Annotated in this window: 17 protein-coding genes; all 17 read left to right on the forward strand. The window is 35.3% G+C overall.

What is annotated here, in order from left to right; all coding sequences use genetic code 11:
• The first annotated feature begins 69 nt into the window (after nucleotides 1-69).
• Complete coding sequence (locus BK137_RS05410) at nucleotides 70-789, forward strand: glucosamine-6-phosphate deaminase (protein WP_281489739.1); 720 nt, start codon at nucleotides 70-72, stop codon at nucleotides 787-789.
• 618 nt (nucleotides 790-1,407) lie between these two features.
• The gene (gene nagA / locus BK137_RS05415) at nucleotides 1,408-2,577 is read left to right on the forward strand and encodes an N-acetylglucosamine-6-phosphate deacetylase (protein WP_038187328.1); all 1,170 of its coding nucleotides are present in this window, start codon (nucleotides 1,408-1,410) and stop codon (nucleotides 2,575-2,577) included.
• A 35-nt stretch (nucleotides 2,578-2,612) separates the two neighbouring features.
• Nucleotides 2,613-3,335, forward strand: a complete 723-nt coding sequence (locus BK137_RS05420) for a GntR family transcriptional regulator (RefSeq protein ID WP_038187327.1) — start codon at nucleotides 2,613-2,615, stop codon at nucleotides 3,333-3,335.
• A 4-nt stretch (nucleotides 3,336-3,339) separates the two neighbouring features.
• A complete protein-coding gene (locus BK137_RS05425; protein ID WP_038187325.1) occupies nucleotides 3,340-4,059 on the forward strand; it encodes a sugar isomerase domain-containing protein in 720 nt (239 codons plus the stop codon).
• A 23-nt stretch (nucleotides 4,060-4,082) separates the two neighbouring features.
• Nucleotides 4,083-4,352, forward strand: a complete 270-nt coding sequence (locus BK137_RS05430) for a phosphocarrier protein HPr (RefSeq protein ID WP_038187323.1) — start codon at nucleotides 4,083-4,085, stop codon at nucleotides 4,350-4,352.
• Nucleotides 4,346-6,064 carry a phosphoenolpyruvate--protein phosphotransferase gene (gene ptsP, locus BK137_RS05435; protein WP_038187320.1) on the forward strand — a complete coding sequence of 573 codons (1,719 nt, stop codon included), beginning with the start codon at nucleotides 4,346-4,348 and terminating at the stop codon, nucleotides 6,062-6,064. Before BK137_RS05430 ends, ptsP begins: the two co-directional genes overlap by 7 nt.
• Nucleotides 6,065-6,228: 164 nt before the next feature.
• Nucleotides 6,229-7,401, forward strand: coding sequence for a GNAT family N-acetyltransferase (locus BK137_RS05440; protein WP_235175758.1), 1,173 nt, complete (start codon nucleotides 6,229-6,231; stop codon nucleotides 7,399-7,401).
• 219 nt (nucleotides 7,402-7,620) lie between these two features.
• A complete protein-coding gene (locus BK137_RS05445) occupies nucleotides 7,621-7,932 on the forward strand; it encodes a PTS sugar transporter subunit IIB (RefSeq protein WP_038187317.1) in 312 nt (103 codons plus the stop codon).
• An 18-nt stretch (nucleotides 7,933-7,950) separates the two neighbouring features.
• The gene (locus BK137_RS05450; protein WP_038187314.1) at nucleotides 7,951-8,271 is read left to right on the forward strand and encodes a PTS lactose/cellobiose transporter subunit IIA; all 321 of its coding nucleotides are present in this window, start codon (nucleotides 7,951-7,953) and stop codon (nucleotides 8,269-8,271) included.
• 58 nt (nucleotides 8,272-8,329) lie between these two features.
• Nucleotides 8,330-9,661, forward strand: coding sequence for a PTS sugar transporter subunit IIC (locus BK137_RS05455; protein WP_038187311.1), 1,332 nt, complete (start codon nucleotides 8,330-8,332; stop codon nucleotides 9,659-9,661).
• A 24-nt stretch (nucleotides 9,662-9,685) separates the two neighbouring features.
• Nucleotides 9,686-10,783, forward strand: a complete 1,098-nt coding sequence (locus tag BK137_RS05460) for a DUF871 domain-containing protein (protein ID WP_038187308.1) — start codon at nucleotides 9,686-9,688, stop codon at nucleotides 10,781-10,783.
• A gap of 87 nt (nucleotides 10,784-10,870) precedes the next feature.
• Entirely contained in the window at nucleotides 10,871-11,857 is a 987-nt protein-coding gene (locus BK137_RS05465; RefSeq protein ID WP_038187305.1) for an N-acetylglucosamine kinase, read from the forward strand.
• 224 nt (nucleotides 11,858-12,081) lie between these two features.
• A complete protein-coding gene (locus BK137_RS05470; RefSeq protein WP_038187302.1) occupies nucleotides 12,082-12,843 on the forward strand; it encodes a tRNA threonylcarbamoyladenosine dehydratase in 762 nt (253 codons plus the stop codon).
• A gap of 340 nt (nucleotides 12,844-13,183) precedes the next feature.
• Nucleotides 13,184-13,504, forward strand: coding sequence for a PadR family transcriptional regulator (locus BK137_RS05475; protein ID WP_038187299.1), 321 nt, complete (start codon nucleotides 13,184-13,186; stop codon nucleotides 13,502-13,504).
• Entirely contained in the window at nucleotides 13,505-14,035 is a 531-nt protein-coding gene (locus BK137_RS05480; RefSeq protein WP_051448770.1) for a DUF2812 domain-containing protein, read from the forward strand.
• A 60-nt stretch (nucleotides 14,036-14,095) separates the two neighbouring features.
• Entirely contained in the window at nucleotides 14,096-14,995 is a 900-nt protein-coding gene (locus tag BK137_RS05485; protein WP_038187298.1) for an ABC transporter ATP-binding protein, read from the forward strand.
• Nucleotides 14,988-16,226: an ABC transporter permease gene (locus tag BK137_RS05490; protein WP_038187295.1), complete on the forward strand. Its 1,239-nt coding sequence runs from the start codon at nucleotides 14,988-14,990 to the stop codon at nucleotides 16,224-16,226. Before BK137_RS05485 ends, BK137_RS05490 begins: the two co-directional genes overlap by 8 nt.
• Nucleotides 16,227-16,271: the final 45 nt, after the last annotated feature.

Here is a 16,271-nt window from a genome sequence, read left to right on the forward strand (position 1 = left end):
TTTTGTTGGCTTCCATAGAAATAATGGTTTAAAGTGTAAGTAAATAAATTGAAATGAGAAGGTGTATTAATGGAGATGAGTAATCACATAAAAACAGCATTAAAGGTTGAAACGATTATTGATTTAGATACATTATATGATCGAGCATTTAACGTTCTAAAAGAGGCGGTACATAACGGTTCCAAAAACTTTGGTTTGGCTACAGGTGGAACTATGCTTCCTCTTTATGAGCGGATTCGTAATAGTGAACTTGATTTTACTCAGTGTGAAAGTGTTAACTTAGACGAGTATGTCGGACTTCCGAAAGCGCATCCTGAAAGTTATATATCGTTTATGAAACAACAGCTCTTCAATGAAAAGCCATTTAAAAAATCTAATTTACCTAATGGAGAGGCACAAGATCCACATGAAGAAGCTGCTCGTTATGAAGCGCTTTTACAAAAAATGAAGTTAGATTTCCAATTACTTGGAATTGGAGAAAATGGGCATATAGGTTTTAATGAACCTGGCACAGCGTTTGATAGTGAAACACATGTTGTTGAACTTGAAGAATCGACTAGAATAGCAAATGCAAGATTTTTTAATTCTCTAGATGAAGTACCTACTAAGGCAATTACAATGGGTATTTCTTCAATCATGCGTGCAGAACAAATTTTATTAATTGCGGTTGGCGAGAAGAAACGTACTGCTTTAGAAGCGTTGTTAAAAGGTGAAGTGACTGAAGAAATACCAGTAACAATCTTGAAAAAACATCCGAATGTTACTGTGTTAACTGATTTAGTAATCTAAATAGAATGTTTAAATGAAGCTTTCAAGTGAATGGGCGTTGTTTCCTATGGGCTCTTGAAAGTTTTTTGTAAAACGAAGATGAAAAAAGTGTAGGTAAGAGTAGTAATTGTTCCTGAAAGAGAATATATTTTAAATATAAGAGAATCATTTTTGATGAAATGCTGTATGATTCAACTTATTATTTAAGAGTTTGAATTAAGAAAAGAAGCTATTAAACAAATTGTTATACCTTTAAAATATTTACTATTCTATTTATTCAATAAATTAAAGGAATTAAGAACTTTTGCTTTTCATTTATATGGAAACGTTTTATAATTGGTATAGACAACTATACCATTTGGTAATTTGGGAGATATATAGGGAAGGTTTTAAATTAGAGTTCCTGCATAAAAATGGATAAGTCTTCGAAGTTCTCAATTCAATATATTCTTTTGTAATGATCGGTTTCCGCTATAGGAAGCTCTTTCAGATAGAGATGGTTATTATCAAAGAACAAAAAATGCATAAAATAAGCATTGAAATACTTCGATTAATTAATAGCTAGCTGAGGTAAGGTAGGATACTGAAAATCAGAAAGAAGGGATGATTTTTTCTGGTTTTAATTAGGAGATATTGTACATGAGTGAAACAATTCTAATTTCAAATGTAACGATCGTTAACTATGACCAAGATGCATTTGTAGGTGATATTTACCTGGAAGAAGGTAAAATTACGAAAGTAGGTAAGGGATTAAGTATTCAAGCACAGCATACTATTGATGGGACCTCTAAAGGATGGATTGTTTTCCCCGGATATATTGATATGCATATACACGGATCAGCTGGTTTTGACGCCATGGACGCAACAGAAGAAGCATTGCGAGGCATAGCTCGTTCGTTACCTAAAGAGGGGACGACAAGTTTTCTTGCAACGACTATGACGCAGTCAGTAGATGCGATTGAAGCAACTTTAAAAAATGCTGCAACTTTTAAAGGGACTTTAAATGAGGCGGAAATGTTAGGGATACATGTTGAAGGTCCATATATATCAAAGGAAAGAGCCGGGGCACAACCGATACAATATATTATTGAACCGTCTATTCAGCAGTTTCATCACTGGCAAGAACTTAGTGAAGGTCGCATAAAACAAATTACAGTAGCTCCCGAAGTAAATAATGGTTTTGAATTTATCGAGAAAATTAGTAAAGAAAGAATCGTTGTATCATTAGGTCATTCAGATGCTATATCTGATGAAATAGAGCATGCCGTTGGAATCGGCGCAAAACAAGCAACTCACTTATATAACCAAATGCGTCCTTTTCATCATCGAGAACCAGGTGTTGTTGGAGATGTATTACTAGAAGATGATTTGAAGGTAGAAATTATAGCAGATTTCATCCATAGTCACCCTAAATCTGTTATATTCGCTTATCGATTAAAGGGAGCATCTCGAGTTATTTTGATAACTGATGCCATGAGGGCGAAAGGTCTGGATTATGGTGTTTATGATTTAGGCGGCCAAGCGGTACATGTAACTGAAACTGGTGCACATTTATCCGATGGTACGTTAGCTGGAAGTGTACTAACAATGGAACAAGCTGTGAAAAATATACATGCTGTCACGAAATGTACATTGCAGGAATTAGTAGCTATGTCTTCCAACAATGCTGCTAATCAGCTTGAATTACCATCCAAAGGGTATATCGGTAAAGGGATGGATGCAGATCTAGTTATTTTAGATGAAGATTTAAATGTACAAAAGACTATCTGTCGCGGTAAAGTTGTATATGAAAAAAATAACAAGCTGTAGTTTTGGTAGGGGCTACATGAAAGGTGGGGAAATGCTTGTTAGATAAAAATTCACCAGTTCCAATGTATATACAAATTGAAGAATTTTTAAAAGGTAAAATTTTCGAAGAGGAATATAAGATAGGTGAGAATATTCCTTCTGAAAGAGAGTTTTCTGAACAGTTAGGTGTAAGCCGTATGACCGTAAGGCATGCCATCACAAATTTAGTAAATAGTGGCTTGCTTTATAGAGAAAAAGGACGCGGTACATACGTAGCGAATCCAAAATTAGAGCAACCATTAAGCGGATTGACAAGTTTTACAGAAGATATGCGTTCAAGAGGCTATGAGCCAAGTAATAAACTTATTCGCTTTGAGAAAATTATACCTCCAATTGATATTGCAAAGGCATTGCAAATGAAAACGGGAGATGAAGTATTTTCAGTTGTCCGAATTCGTAACGCAGATCAGCTACCAATGGCTATTGAACGAACGTATATACCAGTAGAAATCATTCCTGACTTAGATAAAAGTATGGTTTTGGGTTCGTTATACTCTCTAATAGAAGAAAGACATCATCAAAAGATTGGTCATGCTTCGCAGTTAATGGAAGCGGCACTAGTAACAAAAGAAGATAGTAAGCTATTGAATATTGAGCAACCATCAGCTGTATTAATTATTGAACGAAAAAGTTATTTAAGTACTGGAATACCGTTTGAATTAGTGCGTAGTACATATCGTGCAGATCGCTATAAATTTATTAGTGAAATACAGAGGTGATAACATGCATCAATATTTTCAAGAGGTTCAACAATTATTAAATGTAATAGTAGAAGAAGAACAATCAAATATGACAAAAGCAGCCGAATTGATAGCTGAGCGTATCCAAAACGGAGGTATATTACAACTATTCGGTTGTGGTCATTCCCATATTCTAGCACAAGAAGCTTTTTATCGTGCTGGTGGATTAGTACCAGTACGTCCCATATTCATTGAGCCATTGATGTTACATAAAGGTGCACTGACCTCTTCTGCAAATGAGAAGGATCCAAATTTCGTTTCGCAACATCGTCATCAATTTGAATTCAATCCACATGATGTATTAATAATTGTTTCCACATCAGGAAGAAATGTTGTACCTATTGATGTTGCATTACTAGCAAAAGAAGCTGGGGTGCGTGTTATTTCATTACAGTCACTTCATTATAAAGAGCAAGTTTCAAAACATAGTACAGGAAAACGCCTAGAAGAAATGGCAGACTTCGTATTAGATACGCATATCCCAATAGGTGATGGGTTATTGTGGAAAAATAGCGTGCAGTATGGTCCCGCATCTACGACTATCGGTTCTGCTATCTTGAATACTACACTATCTCAAGTGATTGAAATTTTAGCTAGTGAAGGAGTCGAGCCGCCAGTATTTGAAAGTGCAAATCTAGACGGTAGTAAAGAAAAAAATGATTGTATGATAGCGAAGTATAGTAGAAGAATAAACTTCGAATAAATATTAGTATGGGGGAGATTAATATGGAAAAAACTTATAAAATTACTAGTTCAGTAGGATTACATGCACGTCCATCAACGGTATTGGTTGCAGGTGTAACACCTTTCGCATCAGATATACAGCTTGAGTACAAAGGAAAAACAGTCAATTTAAAATCTATTTTGGGTGTTATGTCATTAGGTGTTCCAACCGGTGAAGTTGTTACTATTAAAGCAGAAGGTTCAGATGCAGAAGCAGCAATCGCAAAAGTTTCAGAATTAATGATTTCAGAAGGCCTAGGACAAGAATGTTAGAGATTAAAGGTATTGCTGTCTCAAACGGAATTGCTATTGCGAATGCGTACTGCTTAGTAGAACCGGATCTAACCTTTGACAAATTGACTATTACTGATATAGAAGCGGAAAAATTACGCTTTAAAGAAATTGTTTCTAAAACGAAAATTGAACTTGAAGCAATTCGTGAAGCAGCGGAAAAAAAATTTGGGCACGATAAAGCAGAAATTTTCTCTGCGCATTTATTAGTCCTGCAAGACCCTGAGATGTTAAATGCAATTGATGTTCAGCTAAGTGAAGGTGTAAATGCTGAATTTGCTTTGCAAGAAACAACAACTATGTTTATCGAGTTATTTGAATCTATGGACAATGAATACATGCAAGAACGTGCAGCTGATATTCGTGATGTAGCAAAGCGATTATTAGCGAACTTATTGGGCATTGAATTACCTGATTATAGTCGTTTATCAAAGGATGTTATTATTGTTGCTGATGATTTGACACCATCGATGACTGCACAGCTTGATAAAACGCATGTGAAAGGCTTTGTGACAAATATCGGGGGACGTACATCTCACTCGGCTATTTTAGCAAGAACTATGGAAATACCCGCTGTTGTAGGGACAAAAATAGCAACTACAGATATACCCCACGGAGCTAAGATCATATTAGATGGTACAAAGGGAACAGTTTTATTAGATGCTAATGAAGAAATAATTGCTGAGTATTTATTAGCTCAAGAAGAGCAAGCAGCAGAGAGTGCAATGTTCCAGCAATTTGTAACAGCGGAAAGTATAAGTGCTGATGGATTTCATGTAGAATTAGCGGGCAATATTGGTAAGCCAGAGGATGTAGACAATATTTTAGCTAACGGCGGTGACGGCATTGGCTTATTCCGTACAGAGTTTTTATATATGGATCGTCAAGAATTGCCGTCAGAAGAAGAGCAATATATTGCTTATAAAACAGTACTTGAAAAAATGGGCCAAAAACCAACTGTTGTTAGAACGTTGGATATAGGTGGAGATAAAGAATTACCGTATTTGAAATTGGAGCCAGAAATGAATCCCTTCTTAGGGCATAGAGCTATAAGACTTTGTTTGGAACAACAAGATATTTTCCGTACACAGTTACGTGCACTTCTCCGTGCAAGTGTCTACGGTAATTTGAAGATTATGTTCCCTATGATTGCAACACTTGATGAATTCCGTAAAGCAAAAGCTTTATTGGAAGAAGAAAAAGAGAAGTTGTTAAGAGAAGGAATTGAAGTTTCAAGAGAAATTGAGATTGGCATGATGGTAGAAATCCCTTCAGCTGCGCTTATTGCAGATTTATTTGCTAAAGAGGCAGATTTCCTTTCTATTGGTACAAATGATTTAATCCAATACACTTTAGCAGCAGATCGTATGAATGAAAAAGTTGCCTATTTATACCAACCATTCCATCCTGCCATTTTACGTCTTGTGAAAATGGTCATTGATGCTGGCCATGCGAATGGTAAATGGGTAGGTATGTGTGGAGAAATGGCCGGAGATGAAATAGCTATACCTATTTTACTCGCTTTAGGTTTAGATGAATTTTCAATGAGTGCCTCTTCTATTTTGCGCGCACGTGCGCAAATTTCAGACCTTTCAAAATTAGAATTAACGCAACATTTAGATAAGATACTATCACTTTCAACTTCCTTGGAAGTAGAACAATATATGACAAAACTATTAAACACGAACAATTAATCTGGCTATTACAAGAAAGCAATTTCTTAGTCGCCAATAGAATGTCGGCAACCCCTGAAGATTGGAATTGTCGGCATTTTTTATACAAAAAATGTAAAATAAATAATATTTATTCTTAAAATTAAAAGATTTAACATAGTTGTGCTCTTAAGGGGGAGAAGCTGATGATTCAATTAGTACCACTAGAAGACAGTGAACAAGTTCATCGTTTACGAGATTATAGTTTTTCGAATAAATATATTGGTGAAAAAAGAGATGATTTTCAATATTGGGTAGAATATAGTACAACAATTGGAGCATATGATGGAAGAAAATTAGTTGGTCAATTGCTTGTGCTACCCCTAAACATGACAATCCACCAAACCACATACAAAATGGGCGGTATTGGATTTGTATGCACTTATCCTGAGTATCGAAATAGAGGGATTATGAAAAAATTGATGACTCGTGCTTTGGAAGAAATGCGAGAAAATGGTCAATGTATCTCTGTATTAGCACCATTTTCTGTCTCCTTTTATCGTTATTTCGGTTGGGAATTATTTTTTGATAAGCTGAATTATTCAATACCTACTGAAGCCTTCCCTAATTTCGGTAATCAGTTAGATGTTGTAAAAAGATTTAGTTTTGAATGGCTTGATGAACAGCTTTTTGATGAGGTATGTACTTTTTATAATGACAATGCAGGGATAATGAATGGCTTTATGAAGCGTGATACAGCTTGGTGGAAAAGAATTCAGCGTAGAGAGCCCGACAGTCATTTTGCAGCTTATTATAAAGACGATGAAATCCAAGGTTTCGTACGCTATCAAATTCAAAATCTCACTTTTATTATTAAAGACTTTGTTGTAAAGGATCATTTTGCTGAGAAGGCAATGTGGCGCTATATTTCGTCTCATAGTGCAAGTGTTTATCACATTACTGGTAATACAGCAGGAACAAGTCATTTCGGATTCCACTTTAACCAACCACAATTTAAGAAAGAGCTTGTTCAAGATTGTATGGTGAGAATTGTTGATGTTGAAGCATTTTTAAAAGAATACAATTGGGCAGAGTTAACGGAAAAGTTGTATTTACGTATTCAGGACCCGTTTGCCCAGTGGAATGAGAAGCTTTACTGTATCAATCGAGAAGGTCAAACAGAAGTAATTGAAATGGATAGCATACCTAATGGCCAAATTCTATCTTTGTCGATTAATATTTTTTCAGCTCTAATAGTTGGATATTTAAGCATAGCAGAATCAATGCTATACGCTGATCATCAACTTGATGATTCAGCCTTAATGCTTTGGAACAAAGCGTTAAGAACAGAAAAACCGGCATTTTATGAATATTTTTAATGTGTTTTTAAACGAATATAAAGTTTATCAAAAAAATTTTGAAAAAAACTTTGGACTATACCAGTTATTAGAAAAATCAGTGAATTCAAGCTATTTATGAATATGCCAATAATAAAATGCGAATAAAAGGAAAATAAAGCGCGTTTAAGGTATTGTGGTATAGACCAATTTCTGCTATTCTCAATTTAGGAGTTAAATTACAAAAAAGGGGTGCTCTTCATGAAGAATATTATGCTCGTTTGTGTGGCAGGTATGAGTACTAGTTTACTAGTAACTAAAATGCAAAAAGCTGCTGAGGGACAAAATTTAGCTGCTGATATTTTCGCAATTTCAGAAAGTGAAGTTGATTCTACATTAGCAAATAAAAATATCGATGTCTTATTATTGGGACCTCAAGTACGCTATTTAAAGGGACCATTTGAAGCGAAATATAAAGCTAAAAACTTCCCAATCGAAGTAATTAATATGAGTGATTATGGCATGATGGACGGCGAAAAAGTGTTGCAACATGCACTTAATTTAATTGGATAATCAAGGAGGTTTACGGTCATGCAAGAAACAGATTTATTACAGTCAATTATGGGGCTGATTTTACACAGCGGTAACGTAAAAAGTGATTGTATGGAAGCGATTCAACTGGCTAAACAAGGAAATGTAAGCGCTGCTAAAGAGAAAATTACATTAGCTAATAAATCTTTAATAGAAGCACATCACTCTCAAACAGCGTTATTAACACAAGAAGCTAGAGGAGAAAAAGTAGAGGTTTCTATCATGTTAGTCCATGCACAGGATCACTTGATGAACGCTATTACTTTTAAAGATTTAGCAATTGAAATTATTGATTTATATGACCGTCTACAAGGGGCTTAACATCAGTTTTGATGTTTACCATATAAATAATCTATAACACAAGGGAGTGTGGAGAGGGATGTTTCGTTTTTTAGAGGAGAAGTTCGTTCCAGTAGCAGCAAGGGTTGGGAATCAGCGACATTTAGTTGCAATCCGTGACGGCTTTATTACAATCATGCCACTGACAATTATCGGTTCATTAGCGGTATTATTCAATGGTTTACCAATTAAAGCATATCAAAAACTAATGGACTCTATTTGGGATCATGGAACATGGACGCAATGGGGCGGCAATATGTGGAATGCTACATTTGCTATTATGTCCTTGCTTCTTGCCTTTACAGTTTCATATCACTTAGCTAAGAGCTATGGTAAAGATGGATTGACTGCAGGGGTAATCAGTTTATCTTGTTATATGACTTTCGGAACATTCGGTGAAGGCGGCCTAAGTGGATTAACCACCGGGACCGGGGGGATATTCGTCGCATTAATAGTTTCTCTGTTATCTTCAGAACTATTTTCAAGGTTATCAGGTAACAAACGTTTATTGATTAAAATGCCAGATGGTGTTCCACCTGCAGTTTCAAAATCTTTTGCAGCTTTATTACCTGCTATTATTACAATTGCAACATTTGCGTTGGTAAGAACAGTTATTTCAACAAGCTTTGATATTCCAGATATTATATCTTCATTCTATACAACGATTCAAGAACCATTTATGGGTCTAACAAATACATGGGCTGCAGGTTTGCTATTAGCTTTCGTACCTGTATTCTTATGGTCATTCGGTATTCACGGTGCGAACATTATCGACCCATTCATGCAAACTATTAATCTTCCAGCTATTGCTGAAAACCTTAAAGCAATAAATGCGGGTGAAGCTGCACCATATATTATTAACAAGCCATTCTTTGATGCCTTCGTTAATATGGGTGGATCAGGAACAACAATTGCTTTAGTAATCGCAATAATTCTTTTTGCTAGAAAGAATAAGCAATATAGTACGGTAGGTAGAATAGGTGCAGCACCAGCATTATTTAATATTAATGAACCTTTAATGTTCGGTCTACCTATTATTTTAAATCCAATTTTAGTTATTCCATTTATTCTTACTCCAATGGTCAATGTAACAATTGCCTATTTCGCAACAAAATGGGGCTTCGTACCAGCTGCGACAATTGCAACACCTTGGACAACACCACCAATTATTAATGGTTGGTTAGCAACACAATCATGGACTGGTGGATTACTGAGTGTAGTATTAATAACAATCTCAGTATGTATTTATCTACCATTTGTAATGATGTCATCAAAAGCTGCTAAATTAGATAAAACAGAAGGCACACAAGAAACGAAAAAAAATCAATCAGTAGTGATGAAAAAAGAAGTAGCAGAAAAAGTAGAAGTTTAATAGATGGTAAGCGGAGGTATTCAAATGAGAAGATTAGGAATTTCAATTTATCCTCAACATAGCACACTAGAGGAAATGCAAAACTATATCCAACTAGCTCATGATCACGGTTTTAGTCGGATATTCACTTGTCTAATGTCTATGAAAAATAATGAGGAAAAAGAAAAGTTACAACAAATTAATCAATTTGCGCAACAGCTTGGCTTTGATATTTCCGCTGACATCGCTCCGCAAGTTTTTGAGGAATTAGGCTTAACTTATAGAGATATCGCATTCTTGAAAGAGCAATATCACTTAGCCGCTTTACGCTTAGATATGGGATTCTCAGGACAGGAGGAGGCGTTCATGTCATTGGACGTTTCTAACTTAAAAGTCGAGCTTAATATTAGTAACGGTACAAAATATGTAGAAAATATTTTGTCTTATCAACCAAACCGTGAAAATATTATTGGCTGCCATAATTTCTATCCAAGAAAGTATACAGGTCTTTCGAGAGAACATTTTATTAAATCTTCAAAGTTATTCAAAGATAATCATATTCGTACTGCGGCGATGATTTCTTCGAATTATGCGCAGTATGGACCTTGGGAGGAAACACCGTACGGCTTACCTACATTAGAAGAGCATCGCGGTTTACCTATCACAGTTCAAGCAAAAGATCTTTGGCATACTGGCTTAATTGATGATTTGATCATTGGGAATATGTATGCAACTGAAGAAGAACTACAAGCATTAGGAAAACTGAATCGTCAAAAATTAGAACTTGATATTGTACCATCAGCGGAAAATTCAGAGGTGGAAAATAAAATCATCTTTGAAGAACCTCACTTTAACCGTGGTGATGTCTCTGAATATGTGATTCGCAGTACACAATCTCGAGTTAAATATAAAGCGGAGCAATTCAAACCGCATGATGTATTTGATATTCAAACAGGGGATATCACGATAGATAATGATGAGGATATCCGTTACAAAGGTGAGTTACAGTTAGTGCTAAAGGATATACCGAATTCAGGAAGTACGAATATTGTAGCCAAAGTAGTACAGGAAGAAATTTATTTGCTTGAGAAAATTCAACCATGGGAATCATTTGGATTTAATATGGTAGAGAAAAAAAGTTAGAATGAGTAAAAGGGTTGAGTGCTATGTTCTATAGTTCTCAATCCTTTTTACTTATCTTTGATGAAGTAAGTAGCTAGGGGGATAAAGATGTTTGTATTAGCGATTGATGGCGGCGGCACCAAAACATGTGCTGTTATTAGTGACGAAAGCGGACATATACATGCAATGGTGACAGTCGGTAAAAGTAATCCAACGACAATGAGTCAAAAAGAGTTTGAACAGGTAATCGATCAAGTATTAATAATATTAAAATCACAAAATCCAATAGCTTTTGCGCAAATTGCAAGTTGCTTTGCAGGTATGGCTGGGGTGAAAGAAAAACAATATGATTCAATACTAATAGATGTTTTACATAGTCACTTACCAAAAGAGGCGACGATTGAAATAGCAAATGATGCAACTAATGCATTATATGCTGGCACTTTAGGTTCTGAAGGAATTGTGCAAATTGCAGGAACTGGAGCCATTACATTAGGGTTAGATGAACAACACCACATTATACGTACATCTGGGTGGGGGTATTTGTTTGATGATGAAGGAAGTGGCTATGATTTAGGGGTACAGGCTTTAAAAGCTGTATTTAAAGCTTATGATGGCAGGGGATATCAAACCAATCTAACAGCTAGGTTGTGTCAGCACTTTCAAGTAGACGGGGTTCCTCAAATAATTGACCAAGTCTACGGAGAAAGGCATCCAAGAACCGTTATTTCTCCACTTAGTAAGTATGTAAGCGAAGAAGCACTTAAAGGAGATATAGTAGCTCGCATCATTATTCAAAAGGCATGCGAGAAATACTTCCAATCCATTAAAGCATGTTTAGATCAAATGGTTTGGTCTAAAGAAAAAATTCCTGTTGTGTTGGCAGGTGGTGTGTTCTCGAATATAGAACTTTTCATTCCGCTTCTTCAAAAATTGGCACAAAAAGAAGTTATAGAAATTCAGTTTTACCCTTCGCTTATGCCACCAATTGGTGGAGCAGTTGTAGGTGGCTTGAAAAAATGTGGACAATACATAGATCCACGTTTTGTCGAGATATTTAATGAACAAATGTTGAAATCTGGTAGTGAAGTTTAAGTATTATTTATCCCGTAAATTGGCTATTTTTTTCTAGCAGCGAATTTACGGGATTTGTTTGATATTTGTTTTTGAATTTATCGAATTTCAAATTTACTATGAACTTTCCATACGTCAACCCTTGCAATCGCTTAGGTTTTTGTATATATTTTTCACGATACCTATTTTCTTACTAATAGGATAGGATTACTTACAAAATATAAATTAAACGGAGTGAAAGGTATATGTTACATCAATTTTCACGTAATGAATTAGCCATTGGAACAGATGGAATAGATAAACTAAAAAATACTACTGTAGCGATTTTAGGTATTGGCGGTGTTGGATCATTTGCTGCTGAAGCTTGTGCAAGAAGTGGTGTTGGTCGCATCATCTTAGTAGATAAAGACGATGTAGATATTACGAACATTAACCGTCAACTAGTTGCTTATATGTCGACAATTGGTCGCTCTAAATCAGCTGTTATGAAGGAGCGAATTGCTGATATTAACCCTGATTGTGAAGTCATAGATTTGCATATGTTCTACACAGAAGAAACGTATGAAAAGTTCTTCAGTTATGAACCAGATTATGTGATTGATGCGTCAGATACAGTGATTTATAAAATTCATATTATGAAAGAGTGCTTAAAACGTGGTGTTAAAATAATTGCAAGTATGGGTGCAGCAAATAAAATGGATCCAACACGTTTCCAAATTGCTGATATTTCCAAAACACATACTGATCCATTAGCGAAAGTAATTCGTGTGAAATTACGTAAAGAAGGTATTAAAAAAGGGATTCCTGTAATCTTCTCTGATGAGAGCCCGATTGTCGTGCGCCCAGATGTTGTACAAACAGTTGGTAAACCAGAAGCAGAAATTCGTAAAGCGCAATTGCCACCATCATCAAATGCGTTCGTACCATCTTCAGTGGGATTAATCGCGGCTAGTTGGGTAGTACGAGATATTTTGAGTGATATTGAGATTAAAACGGTAAGAGATTAATTTAGCTCGTCAAATGAAATAATAGCGAAAAAACTATTGTCTAATTGCCCGAGTTGTAATGATAAATGTTTAGAAACTAATTTCGGTAATGAAAATGATAAAGTTAGCTATGGTTTAAAGGTTGATATAGGTTCTAAATTGAAATTAAAAAACTTCATGTGAATATGGAGAGATTAAAATGCAAAAGCTTATGAGCTTTTGCTTTTTTTTGTTAAAAGGGATGAAAATTAATAAATGGATAAAAATGTTTAAAATTCAATTGAAAAGTATATCGACTGCTGATATAATTTATGTATCGGCTAGCGATATAATTGCTGTTGATGTAAAGAGGTGATTTTATATGCAACAACATGGACCTTTAACAGAAGGTGTGTATTATATTTTGCTGGCGTTATATGAACCAAGGCATGGATATGGCATTATGCAATTGGTAGAATCATTGAGCAAGGGGCGTGTACAGCTTGGACCAGGCACTTTATACGGAGCTCTTAAGTCCTTGGTTGAGAGAGGTTGGATTGAAACTGTTGAGGCTGAAGAGTCAACCAGAAAGAAACAATATATGATTACTGCTCAAGGAAAAAGTGAAGTGGAAGCTGAAATAATTAGGATGAAAGAATTAATAATGAATGGAGAATTGATGATAAAAGGAGGGATTGAATAGGTGAAGGGCGCATATAATTGTTTTTGGGACTTTGAAAAGGAAGAACAATGGTTAAACTCACAATCTAAAAAAGGTCTACAACTAAAAAAAGTGAATTATTTTCGATATACGTTTGAAGAGGATGCAACCGTAAATTATAACTATAGGCTAGAAAAACTTAAAGACAAAACAAATCATCGAGATAATAAAGAGTATATCGAGTTTTTACAAGATAGTGGTATAGAACATGTAGATACTTACTTTGGATGGGTCTATTTAAGAAAAGATGCGAGTGAAGAACCTTTTGAACTTTATACTGATACGGCATCTAAAATGGCTCATTATAATCGAATTATCGCAATTCCAAGTGCTATTATCGTATTCAATGTACTCATATTTTTCATCAATCTTTTCTTGAGTAAAGAATCGGATGTTACAAATTTTATTATTGGTATTAATCTGGGTATGGCAGTTACCTTATTTACTTTTATTCTATATACATTTAATAAAATCAGGAAACTAAAAAAATCTCAGATATTGTTTCATATTTGAAAAAAATGTAAAACTAGATTGCTAGTAAAATGTAAATGCATTTAGAAAAGGAGACTTTCAATGGCATTAGTAATTAAAGAAGTAACGAAGAGATATCAGAATTTTGTGGCGGTGGATAATCTTTCTTTTACAATTGAAAAAGGTGAGATTTTCGGTCTGATTGGCCAAAATGGTGCAGGGAAAACGACTACTTTCCGTATGATTTTAGATTTGCAGGAAACAACAGCTGGGACAATTTCATGGAATGGTGAGTCAATACACGCAATAGACCGTGATTTACTTGGTTATTTACCAGAAGAGCGCGGTATTTTCCCAACGATGACAGTGGAGGATCAGTTATATTTCTTTGGCGAACTAAGAGGACGTAAGAAAAAAGAGTTAAAAGAAGATGTGAACTATTGGATTGAACGTTTTGAGCTAGAGGAAAAACGTAAGGCTAAAGCAGAGACGCTATCAAAAGGAAATCAACAGAAAGTTCAGCTTATCGCAAGTTTCATACATAAGCCGGAGTTTTTGATTTTAGACGAACCGTTCAGTGGATTAGACCCTGTGAACAAAGATTTATTAAAAGAAGCGATCTTATTTTTGAAGGAAAATGGTACGACGATTCTATTTTCAAGTCATCAGATGGAAAACGTCGAAGAGTTATGTGATCATCTGTGTTTGTTAAAACGAGGAGTATCATTGTTTTCTGGTAGTTTGTTAGATTTGAAGAAACAATATGGTAAAACGAAGTTAACAGTGAGAACACATATGGCAGTAGAGGAACTTACGGCTTTACCAGGAGTGAAAGATGTATCTATTGGCAAAGAACAATACACGCTTACATTAGAGGATGAATCATATGCAAAAGGAATCTTCGATATCGTGTCAAATGGTAGTTACATCGAAAAATTCAGCCTGGATTATTTATCATTGGATGAAATTTTCAAAGATAAGGTAGGTGGCGGCAATGTCTAAGTTTTGGATATTAGTAAAGCAACTTTATACGCAAAAGATTAAAGCAAAGTCATTTATTTTCTCTATTCTGTTATATCTTGTCGTCATTAGTTGTGTGATGTTCTGGTCAGATATTAAAGAGGCACTGTTTTCGGAAGAGCCTTTAAAAGTTGCAGTTTTAAACGATACGGATGCAGATTTCAAAGCACTTTTTACTTCCAGTGCAGATACTGAATTTTCATTCCCAAAAGAGGATGAAAGCAAAGTCGAGAAAAAGGTGAAAGAAGGAGATTTAGATGCTGCGATTTTCATTCAAGATAAGGCAGGATCATTAGTAGCTGAAATCGCAACATTTAATCCGCTTAAGTTTAATGATCAGCAAAGTTTATCGTCTAGTATCCAATATGCAGGGAAGCTTTATGAAGTGCAACAGCTCAATTTAACTGCAGAGCAAGCAGATAAGATTTTACAATCTGAGACAATGATTACAACGAAAAACTTGAATGAAGAAGCTGCTGGTGGTAAAAGTGAAGATGAGAAGTCCGCGGGTATAGGCGCATCAATGATAGTTGGATTCATCATCTACGGGTTTGTAATGTCGTTCTTATCGATGATTACGACGGATGTAGCTTCTGAGAAAGGGTCACGTGTTCTAGAAGTACTTCTTGCGAGTATTAAACCAGTGACACATTTCCTGGCGAAATTAACAGGAACATTTTTACTTGCGGTAACGCAAATTGTTATATTATTTGTAGTACAGTCGTTACTATTTATATTAGTAGATGGCGGTGAAAAATGGGATACAGTAATTGAAGTAATCAATAGTCTGTCAGCTGGATATGTCGCATATGTACTGGCGTTTTTAATATTAACCATATTATTATTCCTAATTATGGGTGCGTTACTTGGATCACTTGTGTCAAAAGTAGAAGAGTCAGGTCAAGCGATGATGCCTGCAATGATGGTTGGTGTTGGTGGATTTTACGTCCTATTATCAGGAATGTATAGTCCAGATACAATATTAGTAAAAGTGTGTTCTTATATTCCGTTTACTTCAGGAATGGTAATGCCGCTTCGAATTGGTGCAACCGATATTGCAGCTTCAGAACCGATTATTTCACTAGGTATACTTATTGTGACTGTAGTTTTGTTATTCATGCTAAGTCTATCATTCTACAAACGTAGCGTATTAACTTATAGCACGGGTGGTATTATCCAAAAAATTAAAACAGTATTAAAAGTTACGACATAATAAGCTGCTAATAAGTTTAGAAATTTTGTAGGTGGATAAAAATAA

Origin of the sequence: Viridibacillus arenosi (assembly GCF_001955655.1) — a bacterium.
Taxonomy (GTDB): domain Bacteria; phylum Bacillota; class Bacilli; order Bacillales_A; family Planococcaceae; genus Viridibacillus; species Viridibacillus arenosi.